Origin of the sequence: Fusibacter bizertensis, from assembly GCF_029914245.1 — a bacterium.
In the GTDB taxonomy this organism is placed as follows: Bacteria; Bacillota; Clostridia; order Peptostreptococcales; family Acidaminobacteraceae; genus Fusibacter_C; species Fusibacter_C bizertensis.
The window spans coordinates 64,271-81,324 of sequence record NZ_JARYZI010000006.1; the positions used below are offsets into that span (position 1 = coordinate 64,271).

At 35.1% G+C, this 17,054-nt stretch carries 17 protein-coding genes; 10 read left to right on the plus strand and 7 right to left on the minus strand.

The window, feature by feature from the left end; genetic code table 11:
- Positions 1 to 29 precede the first annotated feature (29 nt).
- Entirely contained in the window at positions 30 to 857 is an 828-nt protein-coding gene (locus tag QE109_RS10180) for a methyl-accepting chemotaxis protein (protein WP_281094367.1), read from the minus strand.
- A gap of 337 nt (positions 858 to 1,194) precedes the next feature.
- On the opposite strand from QE109_RS10180, the gene QE109_RS10185 reads away from it, so the two are divergent.
- The 10 genes from QE109_RS10185 to QE109_RS10230 all read left to right on the plus strand — a co-directional run bounded on the left by QE109_RS10185 (position 1,195) and on the right by QE109_RS10230 (position 10,200).
- Positions 1,195 to 2,553 carry an MATE family efflux transporter gene (locus tag QE109_RS10185; protein WP_281094368.1) on the plus strand — a complete coding sequence of 453 codons (1,359 nt, stop codon included), beginning with the start codon at positions 1,195 to 1,197 and terminating at the stop codon, positions 2,551 to 2,553.
- Positions 2,554 to 2,721: 168 nt separating this feature from the next.
- Entirely contained in the window at positions 2,722 to 3,993 is a 1,272-nt protein-coding gene (locus tag QE109_RS10190; RefSeq protein ID WP_281094369.1) for an ArsB/NhaD family transporter, read from the plus strand.
- Between the two features lie 12 nt (positions 3,994 to 4,005).
- On the plus strand, positions 4,006 to 4,485 hold the full coding sequence (locus QE109_RS10195; RefSeq protein WP_281094370.1) for a hypothetical protein: 480 nt from the start codon (positions 4,006 to 4,008) through the stop codon (positions 4,483 to 4,485).
- A 155-nt stretch (positions 4,486 to 4,640) separates the two neighbouring features.
- Positions 4,641 to 5,108 (plus strand): methyltransferase domain-containing protein, encoded by a 468-nt coding sequence (locus tag QE109_RS10200; protein WP_281094371.1) that lies wholly within the window; start codon positions 4,641 to 4,643, stop codon positions 5,106 to 5,108.
- Positions 5,109 to 5,182: 74 nt separating this feature from the next.
- Positions 5,183 to 6,166 carry a hypothetical protein gene (locus tag QE109_RS10205; RefSeq protein WP_281094372.1) on the plus strand — a complete coding sequence of 328 codons (984 nt, stop codon included), beginning with the start codon at positions 5,183 to 5,185 and terminating at the stop codon, positions 6,164 to 6,166.
- A gap of 8 nt (positions 6,167 to 6,174) precedes the next feature.
- The gene (locus QE109_RS10210) at positions 6,175 to 6,573 is read left to right on the plus strand and encodes a hypothetical protein (protein WP_281094373.1); all 399 of its coding nucleotides are present in this window, start codon (positions 6,175 to 6,177) and stop codon (positions 6,571 to 6,573) included.
- 123 nt (positions 6,574 to 6,696) lie between these two features.
- On the plus strand, positions 6,697 to 7,836 hold the full coding sequence (locus QE109_RS10215; protein WP_281094374.1) for an acyl-CoA dehydrogenase: 1,140 nt from the start codon (positions 6,697 to 6,699) through the stop codon (positions 7,834 to 7,836).
- A gap of 35 nt (positions 7,837 to 7,871) precedes the next feature.
- Positions 7,872 to 8,654, plus strand: a complete 783-nt coding sequence (locus QE109_RS10220; RefSeq protein WP_281094375.1) for an electron transfer flavoprotein subunit beta/FixA family protein — start codon at positions 7,872 to 7,874, stop codon at positions 8,652 to 8,654.
- 9 nt (positions 8,655 to 8,663) lie between these two features.
- Positions 8,664 to 9,683 carry an electron transfer flavoprotein subunit alpha/FixB family protein gene (locus tag QE109_RS10225; RefSeq protein ID WP_281094376.1) on the plus strand — a complete coding sequence of 340 codons (1,020 nt, stop codon included), beginning with the start codon at positions 8,664 to 8,666 and terminating at the stop codon, positions 9,681 to 9,683.
- 118 nt (positions 9,684 to 9,801) lie between these two features.
- Positions 9,802 to 10,200, plus strand: coding sequence for a hypothetical protein (locus QE109_RS10230; RefSeq protein WP_281094377.1), 399 nt, complete (start codon positions 9,802 to 9,804; stop codon positions 10,198 to 10,200).
- Between the two features lie 82 nt (positions 10,201 to 10,282).
- Here the strand turns inward: QE109_RS10230 and QE109_RS10235 are convergent, their stop codons facing one another.
- Genes QE109_RS10235 through QE109_RS10260 form a run of 6 tightly spaced genes read right to left on the minus strand, consistent with a single transcriptional unit; the run spans position 10,283 to position 17,039 of the window.
- Positions 10,283 to 11,695: a zinc ribbon domain-containing protein gene (locus QE109_RS10235; RefSeq protein ID WP_281094378.1), complete on the minus strand. Its 1,413-nt coding sequence runs from the start codon at positions 11,693 to 11,695 to the stop codon at positions 10,283 to 10,285.
- A 16-nt stretch (positions 11,696 to 11,711) separates the two neighbouring features.
- Positions 11,712 to 12,782, minus strand: a complete 1,071-nt coding sequence (locus tag QE109_RS10240) for a sensor histidine kinase (RefSeq protein WP_281094379.1) — start codon at positions 12,780 to 12,782, stop codon at positions 11,712 to 11,714.
- A 3-nt stretch (positions 12,783 to 12,785) separates the two neighbouring features.
- Entirely contained in the window at positions 12,786 to 13,469 is a 684-nt protein-coding gene (locus QE109_RS10245; RefSeq protein WP_281094380.1) for a response regulator transcription factor, read from the minus strand.
- Between the two features lie 51 nt (positions 13,470 to 13,520).
- The gene (locus QE109_RS10250; protein WP_281094381.1) at positions 13,521 to 14,687 is read right to left on the minus strand and encodes a D-alanine--D-alanine ligase family protein; all 1,167 of its coding nucleotides are present in this window, start codon (positions 14,685 to 14,687) and stop codon (positions 13,521 to 13,523) included.
- 9 nt (positions 14,688 to 14,696) lie between these two features.
- Positions 14,697 to 16,277, minus strand: coding sequence for a Mur ligase family protein (locus tag QE109_RS10255; RefSeq protein WP_281094382.1), 1,581 nt, complete (start codon positions 16,275 to 16,277; stop codon positions 14,697 to 14,699).
- Positions 16,278 to 17,039: an alpha/beta fold hydrolase gene (locus QE109_RS10260; RefSeq protein ID WP_281094383.1), complete on the minus strand. Its 762-nt coding sequence runs from the start codon at positions 17,037 to 17,039 to the stop codon at positions 16,278 to 16,280.
- Between the last annotated feature and the right edge of the window lie 15 nt (positions 17,040 to 17,054).

Here is a 17,054-nt window from a genome sequence, read left to right on the forward strand (position 1 = left end):
AAACGCTTTTTGCCATCTTAAATAATTCATTATAATGATTCTGATATACTTGTCAATTCTTCGACCATGCCATAAATTGCTTCTATATTTTGAGTGAGAGAATTGAGTATAAGCATAATTTCATCAGACAAGCCAGTAAGAATATCAGTTTCGTTGTTAAGTGATTCACTGTCAGCTAAGATAGAACGGGTCATATCTGAGATAGAAATTACAGAATCGTTGCTTTGTTTTGAGAGTTTGCTTATTTCTTCAGCCACTACAGCAAAACCTCTACCTTGTTCACCGATGCGGGCAGATTCAATAGCCGCATTTATACCAAGCATATTGCTTTTTTTAGAAATATTTTGGATCATAGAAGTAAAACTGTTGATTTCACCAATTTTTTTGTTGAAGTTATGTGTTAATTCTGCAAGTTGGTTAGAAAAAACTGAAAATTGATCTGCTTTCTTTGAGATATCTCTCGTTGAGTCTGTTATGTCGGACACATTACTGCTAAGCTCTTTTGCCATATTTTTAAGTAACTCTTGTTTTTCAGTACTTTCGCCAATAAAAAGACTACCAACTACTTCTTGTGTTTTAGGGTCAATTAAAGGAATTGCGGTTCCAATATAAGGTGTGCCAAAAAGTGTTACGTCTACAATAGAAGTTTGTTTTTGGCGTAATGTCATCGCTTTTTCAACCAGTGAACCAGGCTTTACAGGATCTCCAGGTTTGACGTGATGATTTAGTTCTTTGCCTTTTGCATAATATACGTACTCATGTAAATCAGTTACAGCAATTGCAGTGTCCCTAATGACTAAGGATTGAATTGTTGGAGCAAATTCAATCATCTGAGTTAGTTGTGGAATTGTATGCATACCCCATCTCCTTCTTTTGTAAAGTCATTAGATATATTAATGCAAGTTTTATGCCATTAAATTTAATACTAAATAAGCAACTAACCTTGGTTTAAATAGCAGATTTTAAGTGGATTCAATACCCGTATGAATGATCGCAGAACGTTGAAATGTATATAAATCACAAAAGTGTAATGTTAAATTTACACTAAAGACATATATGTGCAAAAAGTGTAAACAAAAGTTGCATAATTGCTTTTTTAAAACTGAAATATTTAGTTGTCCGAAAGATATGTGTTTGCTATAATTAATTAGATTTACACAAAAATTAGAAAGTATATAAACTGAGGAAACGACAATGGATGATAGACATAGTGATTTAACCACTGGTTCAATACTTCGTGGACTAGTAATGATGGCAATTCCTATTATGGGAACAAGCTTTATACAAATGGCGTATAATTTAACGGATATGATCTGGATTGGGTTTCTAGGCTCGAACGCAGTTGCTGCTGTAGGGATTGCAGGTTTTTTTGTTTGGTTATCACAAGCATTTGTTTTTTTAGGAAAAACGGGAACAGAGATAAAAGTTGCTCAAGCAACTGGCGCGAAGTTGAATGAACGTGCAGAAGAAATTGGAAGAGCAGGGATACACATCACAGTCGTAATCGCATTAATTTACAGTACATTTATACTTTTGTTGAGAGTTCCAATTATTAGTTTCTTTAATACCAATAACGCAACTGTTGAGAAGATGGCGATTAGCTATTTGGTAATTGTTATAGCAGGGTTGATTTTTGCATTTTGTAATCAAGTTTTTACAGGCATATTTAACGGGAGAGGTAATAGTCGATTGCCTTTTAAATTCAATGCTATTGGTTTATTAATCAACATGATTTTAGACCCAATTTTAATAAATGGTATAGGACCATTTCCCGATATGGGTGTTGCAGGAGCTGCAGTAGCTACTGTTTTTGCCCAAATGGTTGTATTCTCAATATTTATTTACAATATTAGATTTAAACATGTTCTTTTTAAGCATTTTCAGTTTTTTAAAAAATCGAAATTAGATGATATAAAGGCAATCATGCAAATGGGTTTTCCACCTGCCCTTCAAAGTGCATTATTTACCTTAATCTCGATTGTAATTGCTAGGATAATTGCAGCCTATGGGCCTTTGCCTATAGCGGTACAGAAAGTAGGGTCACAGATCGAGTCACTTACTTGGATGACTGCATTGGGATTCTCTGTAGCACTTGGTAGTTTTGTGGGGCAAAATTATGGTGCTAAGCAATATAAACGCGTTATTACTGGGTATAGAACAGCAATGAAGGTCGCTTTTGCAATTGGACTCTTTAATACCTTTTTATTGTTTTTTGGAGCCAAATGGTTATTTATGATTTTTATTAGAGAACCTGAAGCGATTGCGTTAGGTGTGAATTACCTTAAAATACTAGCTTTATCTCAGCTTTTTATGTGTATTGAGATTACAAGCTCTGGTGCTTTCAATGGTATAGGAAGAACAGAACCTGCTGCAATCATCAGCATTTTGTTTAACTTGATGCGCATTCCATTGGCCTTATATTTTAGTCAAATGACATTCTTAGGTTTAAATGGCATCTGGTGGAGTATAACGATAACGAGTGTGTTTAAAGGTGTAATCATTTATGTATGGTTTGAGATGATTATAAGAAAGAGAAATGAGTTTTCACTTTAATAAATTAAAGATTATTTGTAAATTTTTTATTAACAAAACTAAAATTGCCTATGACTATACAATCGTAAGATATCCCCAAAACACTTGATTTTTAAATCGTTGAGGCGTATGATTAACTTTGTCCGGGTTTTGACGTGACAAATCAATGAATAGGAAGTGTGTAGAGGTATGCAATTTCAGCTAATTTTGGCAATAGGCGTTTTTATAGTAACTTATTTACTAATAATGTCTGAAAAAATGAATCGAACCGCTGTTGCTATGGTAGGCGCTTTTCTAATGGTTGTCCTCAATATTGAAGGTCAAGAAAGAGCGTTACATTATGTTGATTTTAATACCATTGGTTTGTTAGTTGGCATGATGATTATTGTCAACATTATGAAAAAGAGTGGTATTTTTCAATACGTAGCAATTAAAGCAGCGAAGATTGCAAAAGGTGATCCGTGGAAAATTATTCTCTATTTTTGTACGATCACTGCGTTTTCTTCAGCGTTACTAGATAATGTCACAACGGTTTTGTTAATCGTACCAGTGACTTTAGTTATTACAGATACCCTAGATTTAAATCCAATTCCATTTCTTGTTCCAGAAATATTGATTGCTAATATAGGCGGAACAGCAACTCTAATTGGTGATCCACCCAACATTATGATTGGTAGTGCAACGGGGTTAGGATTCTTAGATTTCGTTGTTGCACTTGGACCTGTTGTAGTTGTTATATTTTTTATCACCATGGTGATTTTTAAATACGGCTATAAAATGCACTATGTTGCAACTGATGAAAATAAAATGAAAATACTAAGACTTGATGAAAAAAAAGCGATTAAAGATCCGATTTTGATGAAAAAAAGTATCGGTGTTCTTTTAATGACAGTACTTGGATTTGTATTACATCAATCAATGGGGTACGAATCAGCCACAATTGCATTGTTTGCAGCTTCAGTATTACTTTTGATAAGCAAATGTGATGTGGAGGATATCTTTATAGAGATTGAATGGGCGACAATATTCTTCTTCTTAGCACTTTTTATACTAGTAGGAGCGCTAGAAGAAGTAGGTGTTATGGAGTATCTAGCATCAAAATTACTTACCGTTACAGGTGGCAATATGACGATGACTATGATTGTAATCTTATGGGTTTCGGCAATTGCATCTTCGGTTCTTGATAATATTCCTTTTGTAGCAACCATGATTCCATTGATTAAAAACTATGGCGTCATGTCTGGACTAGATGTAACACCTCTTTGGTGGGCACTTGCGCTAGGAGCTTGTCTCGGCGGAAATGGAACACTTGTTGGTGCATCTGCCAATGTAATTGTCTCAGGTTTACTTGCAAGACATGGTCAAAAGTTGTCTTTTGGATATTATTTCAAAATAGGTTTTCCACTGATGATTGTTTCAATAGCTATTTCAACGGTTTATCTTGTAGTCTTTATCATATAAGGAGGAGTCTATATGCGCAAAATGATGAATGCAGAAATTATGGAGCATGATATCAAATTAAGACAAATGGGTGCAGATGTTTATGTCATTAACTCAAAGATGTGTTTTGTTGTATTTTTAGTTGAAAATACAGAAATTGCATATGTATATAATATCAATAAAAAAGGGAGATACTTTTTAGAAAGAATCAAACCTTATCCGTTAGCACTACGTGAGTTTGACAGAGAAGAAGATGTCATCAATATTATTGAAATTGATCTTGAACAGTTTAAAAATGCAACACATAGTCATAATATAGATTCCTTCATAGAAATCAATCAGAATTTCAACCGATCAATTCGAAAATTTGAGGATTTGTTCTTATATTTTAATGTACCCAAAGAAACTGCTGATGCAATCAAAAGTCGATTAACAGAAATTGATGAGATCATTGATGCTGCAAAAGAAACTTCTGATCGAATTTACTTTAAGAAGAATCCAGATAATCTATAGTCTGTAGAGATTGTTTCATATCATTAAAATATCTATTAATAAAAAGTATGATATTGTTAACACCGATTTTATTGTATTTCCAAGCGGTATGTGGTATTTTTAAGGCATACTTTTGAAGATTACTTTTCATAAACGCATTGGTAGGGAGTACATAGATGACCGTAGAACAATTTAGAAAGTTAAGCCCAAATCATTTTACACCCGTTGATATTATTCTTGAATGGCAACGAGATGATATTAAACTGCACTGTGGTGAGTCTGATAAAAACAAAGTGACTTGGTGTAATAATTCACTTTTTCAAGCAGATGAGAGCGTAGATATAATTGTACTAAGCGAAATTGAGAATAGTCAAATCGACGTTTCTCAAATCCTAAAAGAATCACGAAGAACGCTTAAGAAAAATGGTAGAATTTTTGTTTCAGTGGGATCATTCTCAGGATTGAATCCATTTGGTAGACTAAAAAGCAAGTATAAAATTAATCAATTTATGGAACTTTTAGAGGTTTTGGTATCAGATCTAAATTTACTAATTGATAAGAATTATATTTTAGAAGGTGATCAAGTCTATTTGGAGCTTGTAAAGCTAGAAAGTGACTATATAAAGAAAAGAATCGTAATCTAAGGCTGTTGTGACAGCCTTTTTTTTATGTTAAAATTTTGATACTAAGTACATAAGCTTATGATGAGGAGTGAAAAATGTATAAACATAAAAATTTAGTGAGATTCATAATGTTGATATTCACTTTGCTCATGGTATTATCGGGATGTGAGTTGAAAAAAAACAATATAGAAGGACAAATAATTGAGTCACAACCAACGAATGAATCACTGCAAAAGTACAATGAAGATGTGGTTTCTATCACATGTGCTTCTTCAGAGGGCTTGGCGTCATATTCTCTTACTAAACTTTTATATGAACAGCCTATGTTGCTTGAAGATGTAGTAATTGACTATACTTTATACAATGATCTTCCTAAATTAAAAGAAGCTTTATCTTCAAGCGAACCTTCAATAGCTGTACTGCCTTTTACGCTTGCTATTGAAGTCCTTTCAAAGTCGGAAGATTACAGACTCTTAGGTGTTGTAAAGGGAAATAATCATGTGATTTTAGGTATAAAATCGTTAACAGATGTGAAAGGCAATGCAATAAAGGTTTATGATCCATCAGGGTTTAAAGGCTTATATTCATCTTCTATAAAGAGATTAACACATGATCTAGCCTTAAAAGGCATGGTGCTTGATAGGGATTATACTTTATCTTATGTCGATAAAATGGAAGATATGGTACAAACACAAACAAATCAACTGTTAATGATAGAAGAAGTATATCTCGGTTATGAAGAGTTTGACGCTTTTAGTTCATATGTAACATTAGATGAAGTTGAAGACTATCAACTTGCTGTAATTATATTAAATGCAACAGATGAAGTTTATCCAGAGTTAGCATCGTCATTTGAAAATACTTTTTATAAGTCATGTCTATGGTTAAGTGCTTATCCAGAGCGAGCTGTTGCATATGCGAATCAGCTTAATACGACACAAACGAATATGCCTGTTAGATCCATGTACTATTTTGCAGCTTATCGAAGTACAGGGCAAATCATTCAAATGCTAGATTGGTTAGGTTATCGACAAGAAATTAAGGATTCTGTAGAAAAATGGGTATATGAAACTCAATAGGAGGTGTTATGGAATCTTTTGAACTGCTATACAAATGGAAAATTGTCGATTGCGATAAAACGGCGACAGTAGATACAATATTCATAGAATTTGAGAAACGAATGGCTGAACATGGTATTCGCACAAAAGTTGAAAAATGTTCTGATGGTTTTGGGTTTGAACTTTCAGTTCCGCTTAAAGATTATGATGTTGCCTATGGTATATACTCTGGAGAAGTGCATAGTATCATTGATAAACCTGGGGAAATTTATCATGTGTTTGAAGATGACTTAACATTTAAGAATAGTGCACTTTATGATGATCCATATAAAGGAATATTTAAGTACAATCGATTAAGAAATTATTTGTTTATTGCACTTGTATTGGTCATTATGTTGTTTATTTTTAAATTTGTTAAAATTCCGTGAATTCGTTAAAAAATTAAATTATCTTATTGGACTTTTTAACAATAAGTGTTAAAATGTTGTCATGGGGATAGTTTATTTTTTTTGTATTGCAGAGTTAAATTATTAACAAACGGAGGGAAAAAAATGACATTTGAAATGACCAATGAAGACCTCATGATGCGTGAACTGTTCAGAAAGTTTACACTCAACGAGGTAGAACCAATCGCTGCGGAAATCGATGACTTAGAAAGATTTCCAGAAGAGACTGTTAAAAAAATGGCAAACCTTGGCATGATGGGCATCCCATTTCCAAGAGAGTACGGCGGCGCAGGTGGTACTTACTGGCAGTACATCAACCTTGTCGAAGAACTAGCTGTGGCATGTGGCACAACATCAGTTGTACTATCAGCTCACACATCACTTTGTGCAGCACCAATCTATGAATTTGGTACAGAGGAACAAAAACAAAAATACCTCGTGCCACTTGCAAAAGGCGAAAAATTAGGCGCGTTTGGACTTACTGAACCAAATGCAGGCACAGATGCATCAGGTCAACAAACAACAGCAGTTAAAGATGGCGATCACTATATTTTAAATGGCAGTAAAATCTTTATTACAAATGCAGGTTATGCTGACACTTATATCGTAATTGCTATGACTGACCGTTCTGCTGGCTTACGTGGTATTTCTGCTTTTATCGTTGAAGCTACAACTCCAGGATTTTCAATTGGTAAGAAAGAAGCAAAAATGGGCATCAGAGGCTCAAGTACTTGTGAGCTTATATTTGAAGATTGCAAAATTCCAGTTGAGAACATGTTAGGTGGAGAAGGCAAAGGCTTTAAAATTGCTATGATGACACTTGATGGTGGTAGAATAGGTATTGCAGCACAAGCACTTGGTATTGCTCAAGGTGCTTATAATGAAACTGTTAAATATGTAAAAGAAAGAAAACAATTTGGAAAACCAATTTCCGCATTCCAAAATACCCAATTTCAAATCGCAGATATGAAAACCAAAATTGAAGCAGCAAGACTTTTGGTATATAATGCCGTGGATAAAAAGTCTAAGAAATTGCCATATGCACAAGAAGCTGCAATGGCTAAACTTTATGCTTCTGAAGTAGCTATGGAAGTGACAACTAAGGCTGTTCAACTTCATGGTGGCTATGGTTATACACGTGAATATCCTGTTGAGAGAATGATGAGAGATGCTAAGATCACTGAAATCTATGAAGGTACAAGTGAAGTTCAAAGAATGGTAATCTCATCTTCAGAGTTGAAATAGTCCAAATAGGGCAGAAGTATAATGGAGGGAAAACGATGAAAATTGTTGTATGTATAAAACAAGTTCCTGATACCAATGAAGTTCGATTGGATCCAAAAACAGGAACCTTAATAAGAGATGGTGTACCAAGTATCATTAACCCTGATGACAAAGCAGGTCTAGAGGCAGCTCTTAGATTGAAAGATGAGTATGGCGCTCATATCACTGTTGTTACTATGGGACCACCACAAGCTAAGATAGCATTACAAGAAGCATATGCAATGGGTGCTGACAGAGTGATCTTGCTTACAGATAGAGCTTTCGCTGGCGCAGATACACTTGCAACTTCAACAACTATTGCTGCAGCACTTAAAAAAATTGATTTTGATTTAGTAATCACTGGTAGACAAGCAATTGATGGAGATACTGCACAAGTTGGACCTCAAATTGCTGAGCACTTAGATTTACCACAAATTTCGTATGTTTCTGCATTTGAACATCATGAAAATCATGCAATTGTTAAGAGAAGTTTTGAAGATGGTTTCCAAAAAATAAAAGTATTGTACCCTTGCTTAATCACTGCATTAAGTGAACTTAATGAAGCGAGATATATGTCAATTAAAGGGTTACTTGATGCGCACAGAGTTCTTGAGATTGAAACATGGGGATTTGCAGACATTGATACTGATATCGCACGTATGGGTCTAAAAGGATCACCAACAAAAGTTAAAAAATCATTTACTAAAGGTGCAAAACAAGCAGGTAAAATTGTTGAAGGCACGCCAAAAGAGTTGGCAATTGCAATTGTAGACAAATTACACGAGAAATTTATTATTTAGGAGGCTCACATGAATATAAATGATTATAAAGGCGTTCTCGTCTATGTAGAGCAACGCTTTGGCGAGGTGCAAAATGTCTCTCTTGAACTTTTAGGAAAAGGGAGAAAAATTGCTGATGAGTTAGGGGTTCATGTTGTTGCCGCACTTATTGGTAAAGATATAGAAAAGCATAGTAAATTATTGGTTGAATATGGTGCTGATAAAGTGTTAGTGATGCAAGACGATAATTTGGAACTTTACTCAACTGAACCTTATACACAAGCTATGGTTCAAGCTGTTAATTCCGAGATGCCAGAAATTGTTTTATTTGGCGCGACTTCTATCGGTAGAGATTTAGCACCTAGAGTTTCTGCAAGATTACTAACAGGTCTTACAGCTGATTGTACCTCTTTAGATATATCAGAAGATAGAATGCTTTTAATGACACGTCCAGCTTTTGGTGGCAACATCATGGCGACAATTGTAAGCCCGGATCATAGACCACAAATGTCTACCGTTCGCCCAGGTGTAATGACAAAAATGGAACGTGATCACAATAGAACAGGTGAAATTGTAAATTATCCTGTGAAAATTGAAAGAAATAAGAACTTTATAGAAGTTCTGTCATTTGAAAAAGAAACAGAAGAGAAACAAGATATACAAGAAGCAACAGTGCTTGTTTCAGGAGGTCGTGGTATTGGTTCGAAAGACAACTTTGGACTACTGTATGATCTTGCTGATGAACTAAATGGTTTGGTATCAGCTTCTAGAGCGGCTGTTGATAGCGGTTGGATGGATCATGACCGTCAAGTTGGTCAAACGGGTAAAACCGTTAGACCGAATTTATATATTGCTTGTGGTATTTCAGGCGCGATCCAACACGTTGCTGGTATGGAAGAAGCTGAACTTATTATTGCAGTAAATAAAGATAAAGGTGCAAAAATATTTGAAGTTGCTGATTTAGGCATTGTAGGTGATGTTCAAAAGGTATTGCCTTTTGTGATTGAAGAGATTAAAAAGATCAATTTGACTAAGAAAGTAGAAAATTAATAGAGGATCATAAGTATTCTTACCGTTTTCTAATCTAAGGCTAACGCTTTTTATATGAACATGCGTTATGATGGACTTAGAAAAAAAGACAGAGGTCTTGGATAGATGGAGGTAGATTATGATTTTTGCATTGATAGTTATGGCGATTATCGCCAAGGTTTTGTTAGGAAAAGGTTATACATTTGAAAAAATGTTGCCCTATTTATTAGTAGGTGGAATTGTTGCATATTTCATACCACTGGGAGCAATTATTGCTTTACCATTTAAAATTGTTGGATCTGTGTTTGGTGCAGTGTTCGGAGGACTTGGTGGAGCGATAGGAGGTATTGGCGGTGCATTTGGAGGAATCCTTGGTGGTTTCTTTGGATTAATCGGTGGTGTTCTTGGAGCTGTTTTTGGTATGATTGGCCTGGTAATCGGGATTGTCTTTGGTGCAATTGGAATTGTTTTTGGAATAATATCAGTTGTTCTGATTCCACTTTTGATCATCTTCGTAGTTGTAAAATTAGTGAGATGATCTTCATAAGTAATATGTTTATGGTATTCCTCAAATTATAGTAATATAAAAAAGCCTACACTGTCCTGTGTAGGCTTTATTTTTATTTAGGTGCAACATCAACCACGAGTCTTGCAGGAGATTTTAGGTTAAACACTTTATATTGGCTTGCATTTTTAAGACTAATATCGATTTGAACGGATTCGTTTGGACCTGAAAGAGAGAATTTTACAGATTCAATATTTGGACTGCCAGCTAAGTCAATCGGACTTGTACTTGCATACGCATCCATAGCACCACTTAAAATAATTGTGATTTTCTTTCCATCTGATGAGATGTTTGCAGTGTAAGTGGTAATTTCGTCAACAGTATCTACTGGTGAGCCGCCTATCCATTTGTAAAGATCAAATACAATTCTATCAAAATCATTATGGTTACCATAACGTGCAGTACCGACATCTTGTCCTGTCAAACTCTTACCACCAGTGAAAGTACCACTTGTTATAAACCCAGAGTAATCAAAAGGTTCTGCCTCAGTAGTGGGAGCAGTTGTGCCTTGCGTCGTACTCAGTGTAGTTGCTTGAGTTGTCTCTTCTGTAGATGCTTGAGTAGTTCCTTCATCCGTAGTCGTACCAGTATAAGATTCTGAAGTTACACCTAGAGAATCGATATACCACTCGGCACTATCTAAGACAATATGGAAATCCCAGGTGGTCAAGGTTTGTGTTTGTTCACCTTGAATGAGGCGATTTAGAACAGTCTCAACCGTAAACGTCGCATCTGAATCGTTAATCTCAGATTGTGTTAGGCTAGATGAAACGATAGATTCTAGGTTGCCTTCGCTTGCAAAGGTTGTTAATACGTTGAGTGCTTCTTGCGAACTTTTAAATAAAGTGAGAATGTTGAGGTTGCCTTTATTTACAAATTCAGGAAGGTAATCGTAAAAAGCGTTCACAGGTACAAGCGGCGCTTCACTCCCTAAATTGACAACAAACTCAGTTGTAGGTTCTATAGTTTCAGTAGTTTCAGCAGTTTCTGTTGATGCAACTGTAGTTGCTTGATCTTGATCACTTTGGTATTTCCAAGGCAACTTAATTAACCCCGATTTAAATATTAGGAGCATGATAATCAAAACTACAATAACTGCAAAGATTACTTTTAAACTGTATTGTGGTGGTTCATTTGAATCCTTTGATGTGGTAGAACCTTGTGGCGTTCTCACTCTACCTTGTTGTTGTGAGGGTGGAGTAGCCGGTGCTTGTTCCTGTGAGGGTTGTCTTTTTTTGTGTAACATACGTTCTACTGTGGCAACATCAAGATGGTCTTCATCGTTACTACCTGTGGTATCTTCATCTAATCCAAACAAACTTTTAAGTGCTGAATCTAACTCTTCATCATTTTCGTCCTCAGCAAATCTCTTTTTTGGAGGTGGATTTTGAATAGGTAAATCGTATCCGCAGATTTTACATTGTTTTGAGTCATCTGAGTTTTCAAAGCTACAATTTGGACATTTCATAAGGACTCCTTTCGCGTTATATATCTAGAGGAAAATCTAAAACAAAGGTTGTGCCTTCGTCAACATTGCTTTCAACGGTGATTTTCCCTTCATGTCTTTCAGTTAGTTGTTTTACAATTGCAAGTCCAAGTCCTGAACCACCTTTCTCTTTCTGATCTTTTACTTTGTTAACCATGAAAAAGGGATCAAATATACTAGCAAGAACATCTTGTGGAATGCCATCACCATCATCTTGAATCGCGATCTGGAGATGATAATTAACAACTTTTGTACGTACTTCTATTTTAGTGTGTGCATATTTTTTAGCATTACCAATAAGGTTCTCTAAAATCTGGTTAAAACGATATGGGTCAACATTGATAAATGTTGAAATAAATGGTTTGTATAATATAAGATCTATGTTTGAGTATTTAAACTCGTCAACTTTGTGATCAAAATAGCTGGCTAGTATTTTCCCGGAATTCACGCGTTCAAGGTTGAGTGTAAACTCACCTAATTCTTGCTTAGTATACACAGATAAATCATCTATCAAATGGTTAAGGTGATCAGCTTTTTCTGCAATTGTACTGAGGTATTTTTCATAAGTTTCCTGATCCTTAACGATGCCATCTTGAATTGCTTCAACATAGCCTTTTATTGATGTTAATGGTGTCCTCAGGTCATGTGTGATACTAGCAATTAGCCTCTTTCGTCTTTTTTCAATCTCATGTTGTTCTAAAATAGTATCTCTTAATCTGACACGCATTTTATCAAATTCATTACAAAAGTCACCAATTTCGTTATCGGCTTTGTATTGAATAGGATAGTTGAGATTCCCTGATTTTATATGCTCAGCAGCACGTTTCATTGCAAAAATTGGGTCGAAGATATATTTGTTGATGAGAAGAACCAATATCATAAAAAAAACGATAACAATTACCATGAAAACAGCTAACCACAAATAAGGGTTTTTAATTAATGTTGTATGTTCATTGATACGAATATCAAAGTTGGCAAACAAAAACATCATCAATACAGTGGTGATTAAGGTCATTCCTATCATAAATAAAATGATAAGACCCCTTAATGTAAATTTATTTTGTTTCATATGCTAACCTTTGAACTTATAGCCAATTCCCCAAACCGTTTCAATGTATTCAGGGTTTGAAGGATCAAGCTCGATTTTTTCTCTGATTTTTCTCATGTGAACGGTTACTGTATTGATATCGCCAAATTCATTGTAACCCCATATTTCATCAAATATTTTTTCTCTTGAAAGCGCCTGGTTTTTATTGAGCATAAGGTAATGAAGAATTTCAAATTCTTTCACAGAAAAAGCGACTTGCTCACCTTTTACTGAGACTGTTCTCGCCTTAACATCTATTTCAAGTTCTTTGATGGTTAAAGTGTCGCTATGTGGTGTTCCAGAAAGGACATTTACACGTCTGAACTGAGACTGTATCTTAGCGATGAGCACTCTTGGACTAAAAGGTTTTTCAATATAATCATCAGCGCCTAAACCAAGAGCAAGAATTTTATCAGTATCTTCTTTCTTTGAACTGATCATAATAATCGGGATATTTGATTCAGAACGAATTTTTCTACAAAGTTCAAAACCGTCTATTTTTGGTAAAATTATATCTAAAAGAGCTAGTTGAGGTTGTTCACTTTCATACTTCATTAATGCTTCTTCCCCATCAGATGCAGTTACAGCAATGTAACCTGAAGCGTTGACATAGTCTCTTATCAATGTTTGGATTTGTAAATCATCTTCTACAATTAGTACTTTTTCCATGTTCAAGTTCCCCCTTTTGGACTTTTCAAGAAAATAAAACGAATGAGTACATTATTTTTTAATACCTTTAAGATCTGCTGTAGACAAGATGTTGATGTCATTAGAACGCGTAAGCGCCTCTTTTCTTCTATAGCCTCTATAAGCTGCATCTATCATAGCTTTGAGCATCTCTTTAAAACTTTTACCAGTTGCTTCCCATAGATAAAAGGAAAGTGAACCTGGAACAGTATTAAATTCGTTAATATAAGCGAGTTGAGTTTCTTTCTCTATCATAAAATCAATACGTGTTACGCCTGCGCAGTCTAGGGCGATAAAAGCTTCTGCTGCCATGCGCTCGATTTCCCTTTTCATCTCAGTAGTTAGGTTAGCTGGGATTTGTCTTTTGGCAGCAGACATTCCTTTAGAACTACGCTCTCCGACATACTTATCTTCATAGGTTAAAAAATCATTACTTGAGATGGGTTCTTCACAAACGGACAACTCAAGTTTTTCGCTGTCTCCTAAAACGGAGATATTGATTTCTCTCATCCCGACTAGCATTTTTTCAACTAAAATTCGCGGTGAAAAAAATCTTGCAAAATCAATAGCTTCAATTAATTCAAAGCGATTTTTAGCGGATTTGATTCCGACACTTGAACCGATGTCAGCGGGTTTAACAATCATTGGATAAGGTAATTTTTTTTCTAAATCTTCTATGATATCACTTTGGTAATTTAGCCAGTGATGTGCATAAAACCATTCACCATCAACCACCCGAATACCTGAACTTTGAAGAAATAACTTAGAAGCAATTTTATCCATTGTAATAGATGCTGAGAGTACATTGCAACCAACATAAGGTATGTCAAGATGTTCAAGCAGACCTTGTAAACTACCGTCTTCACCACCTGTGCCATGAATGATTGGGAACGCAAGATCAATATGATCTACAAGTGCTTTATGAAATTGTCTAATTGGATCTTCAATTAAATAAGCATTTCTGTTCCCTTTAACAAGTTGGATACGCGTACTATTTTCTAACACTTTTTTAAGATCTTTAAAATGTTCAACTTCTAGCAAATAATCACCAGTATACCATCTGTTTTGTTTCGAGATATAAATAGGAACCAATTTATAGCCATCCATAGCAAGGAGTTGAGCTATTGCTTGTTGAGCAGATATGATGGAGACTTCATGTTCAACACTTGTTCCTCCAAAAAATACACCGACATTTATCATATGGACTCCTTATTCGTTAAAAGTATCTGGTAAATCATTTTCGATTAAAACTACGTCATTTAATGCAACGATTTCATGCAATTTATTGAAACCGTCTTTGATGCTACTTGCAATATAAATTCTCTGAGAAGGATAGGCTTTTTCGGCAAGACCATCTTGGATAGGAGCAGTTTGTTTTTTCCCAACGAGAATTACATAATCACAGGCATCGGCGATGGCAATTCCAAAACTCTTGTTTAGATCGTATGCCTGATCCCCGAGCTCAATCATACCTGGTGTAATAACAATTTTCTTATTTCCCTCAAAATTTTTAAGAACTTCAAGTGCCATTTTAGACCCAACAGGGTTAGAATTGAATGCGTCATCTAAGATAGTATACTGGTCGTTGACTCTACGTGTTGATAGACGATGTTTAACAGGTGTCAAATCTGCTGTCATAGTACCTAATCTTTCAAAAGAAACACCAAGAGATAAACTAATAGCGATTCCGGCTAGTACGTTTGACAGGTTATGACGACCGAGTAGTTTGGTATTTAGCCTAAGTTTTTTACCGGTTTTGTTTTGTACAAGTGTAAAACTTGACCCCGATGCACCAATACTAGTTGCTTCGATATAATAGTCAGGCGTCAAAGTCGTTTGATCATTAACTGAATATCGAACTGAAGTTACGTCATCTCTCAGCTTGATATTTCTTATATTTTCATCATCAATATTAACGAAAGCCGTTCCGTTAGGCTGCAAGTACTTAAACAATTCACCTTTAGTCAATATTACATTTTCAAATGTTTTAAATGTATCCAAATGTTGCGGTCCAATTGAAGTGATAACCCCATAGTGTGGTTTAACAAAGTCACAAAGCTCTTTGATATCGCCGACTTCTTTCGCGCCCATCTCGGCAATGAGAATTTGATGTGTGGGTTTTAAATGTTCGCGAATAGTACGTGTTAACCCCATCTTTGTATTAAAACTCTCTGGGGTCATAAGGACATTGAAATCCTTTGAAAGCATAGTGTATAGTACGTTTTTTGTGCTCGTTTTACCATAACTACCTGTCACACCAATTACTGTGAGATTAGGGTTCTCTGAGAGCAATCTTAGCGCGTCTTTGTAATAATAATTGTTAACCATACCTTCAATAGGCTTGTTAATTGTATTCGCTAGATAAATGAGCACAAAACTCATTGGGTAAATAACAACCCCATAAATTGCGATGCTCCAGTTTGGCAAAAACATCATACCAAAAGCAGTTATTGCTAATAATATAAGTGATGTGGTCAACATTCTTTTTACACGCGGCGTATAAACACATTTTTTCTTCGCAGGATAAGCCTTAACAATTAGTAAATAAAAGTAACCGTTAAGTGTCAATGCAGCTAATCCAAAAATTTGAAGTGGTAATACATCTGTTACAAAGACTAATATTATTCCTAAAAGATAAATCAGTTCATAAGGTTTAAGTAATTTCTGTCTCGCTTTAGGAAGGTATTGGTTCATATAGTATCCGTATTGTTGAAACTTATGAACATCAGAAAAATTTTTGATAAAGGTTAAGCCCGTTATCATAAGCAATCCAAGCGCTTTTAATAGCATCTATTTGCCTCCAAGAAAGGTATTTATTATTGTTAAAAATCGAGCGGGCTGTTCCAAATAAGAGAAATGGCCAGCACCTTCAAAAACTACAAGGCCAGAATCTGGAATTAAAGAATCCATCAGTTTAGCATCTTCTAGTGGTGTGGAAGTATCTTCATCTCCCCAGATCAATAAAACTGGACATGTGATCTTAGGAAGTAAGTTCCTTAAATCTTCATTTACGACTTTGCTTAAAACTTGTTTCATTATTGGTGATGCTTGTTTGTAATCGCTACTAGAGTAAATTTCTCTATAAGCATCAAGTGGTTCTTTAAGTAACCATTTAAAAAATGGCAAAGAAGCAACTGTTTTGAAAAGTTTGTAACCGTAAACACGTAAATAATATGATTTTTTTCGCTTAGGCTTTATACCAGCACTGTTTACTAATACGATTTGATGAATCGGTAGTATTTGACTGAGTTTGATGGATACCCTTCCCCCAAACGAATGACCGAGTAAAGTAGGGTTTTTAATGCCAAGAGCTTCTATAAAAGTAGAAGTCATCTTAGCATAATCATCTAAGTTCCAAGGTGATAGTGGCTCCGTTGAATCGCCAAACCCGGGGAAGTCTAACATTGTGACATCATAATATTTTGACAAATTTTCAAACAGGGCTGTAAAAGTGTCTACAGACGTACCCCAACCATGCAGTAAAACCAAAGGTTTACCCGTGCCTTTTCTCATATAATTTATCTTTAAATTTTCATATTCATATATTGACATTATTTTAACCTCTTT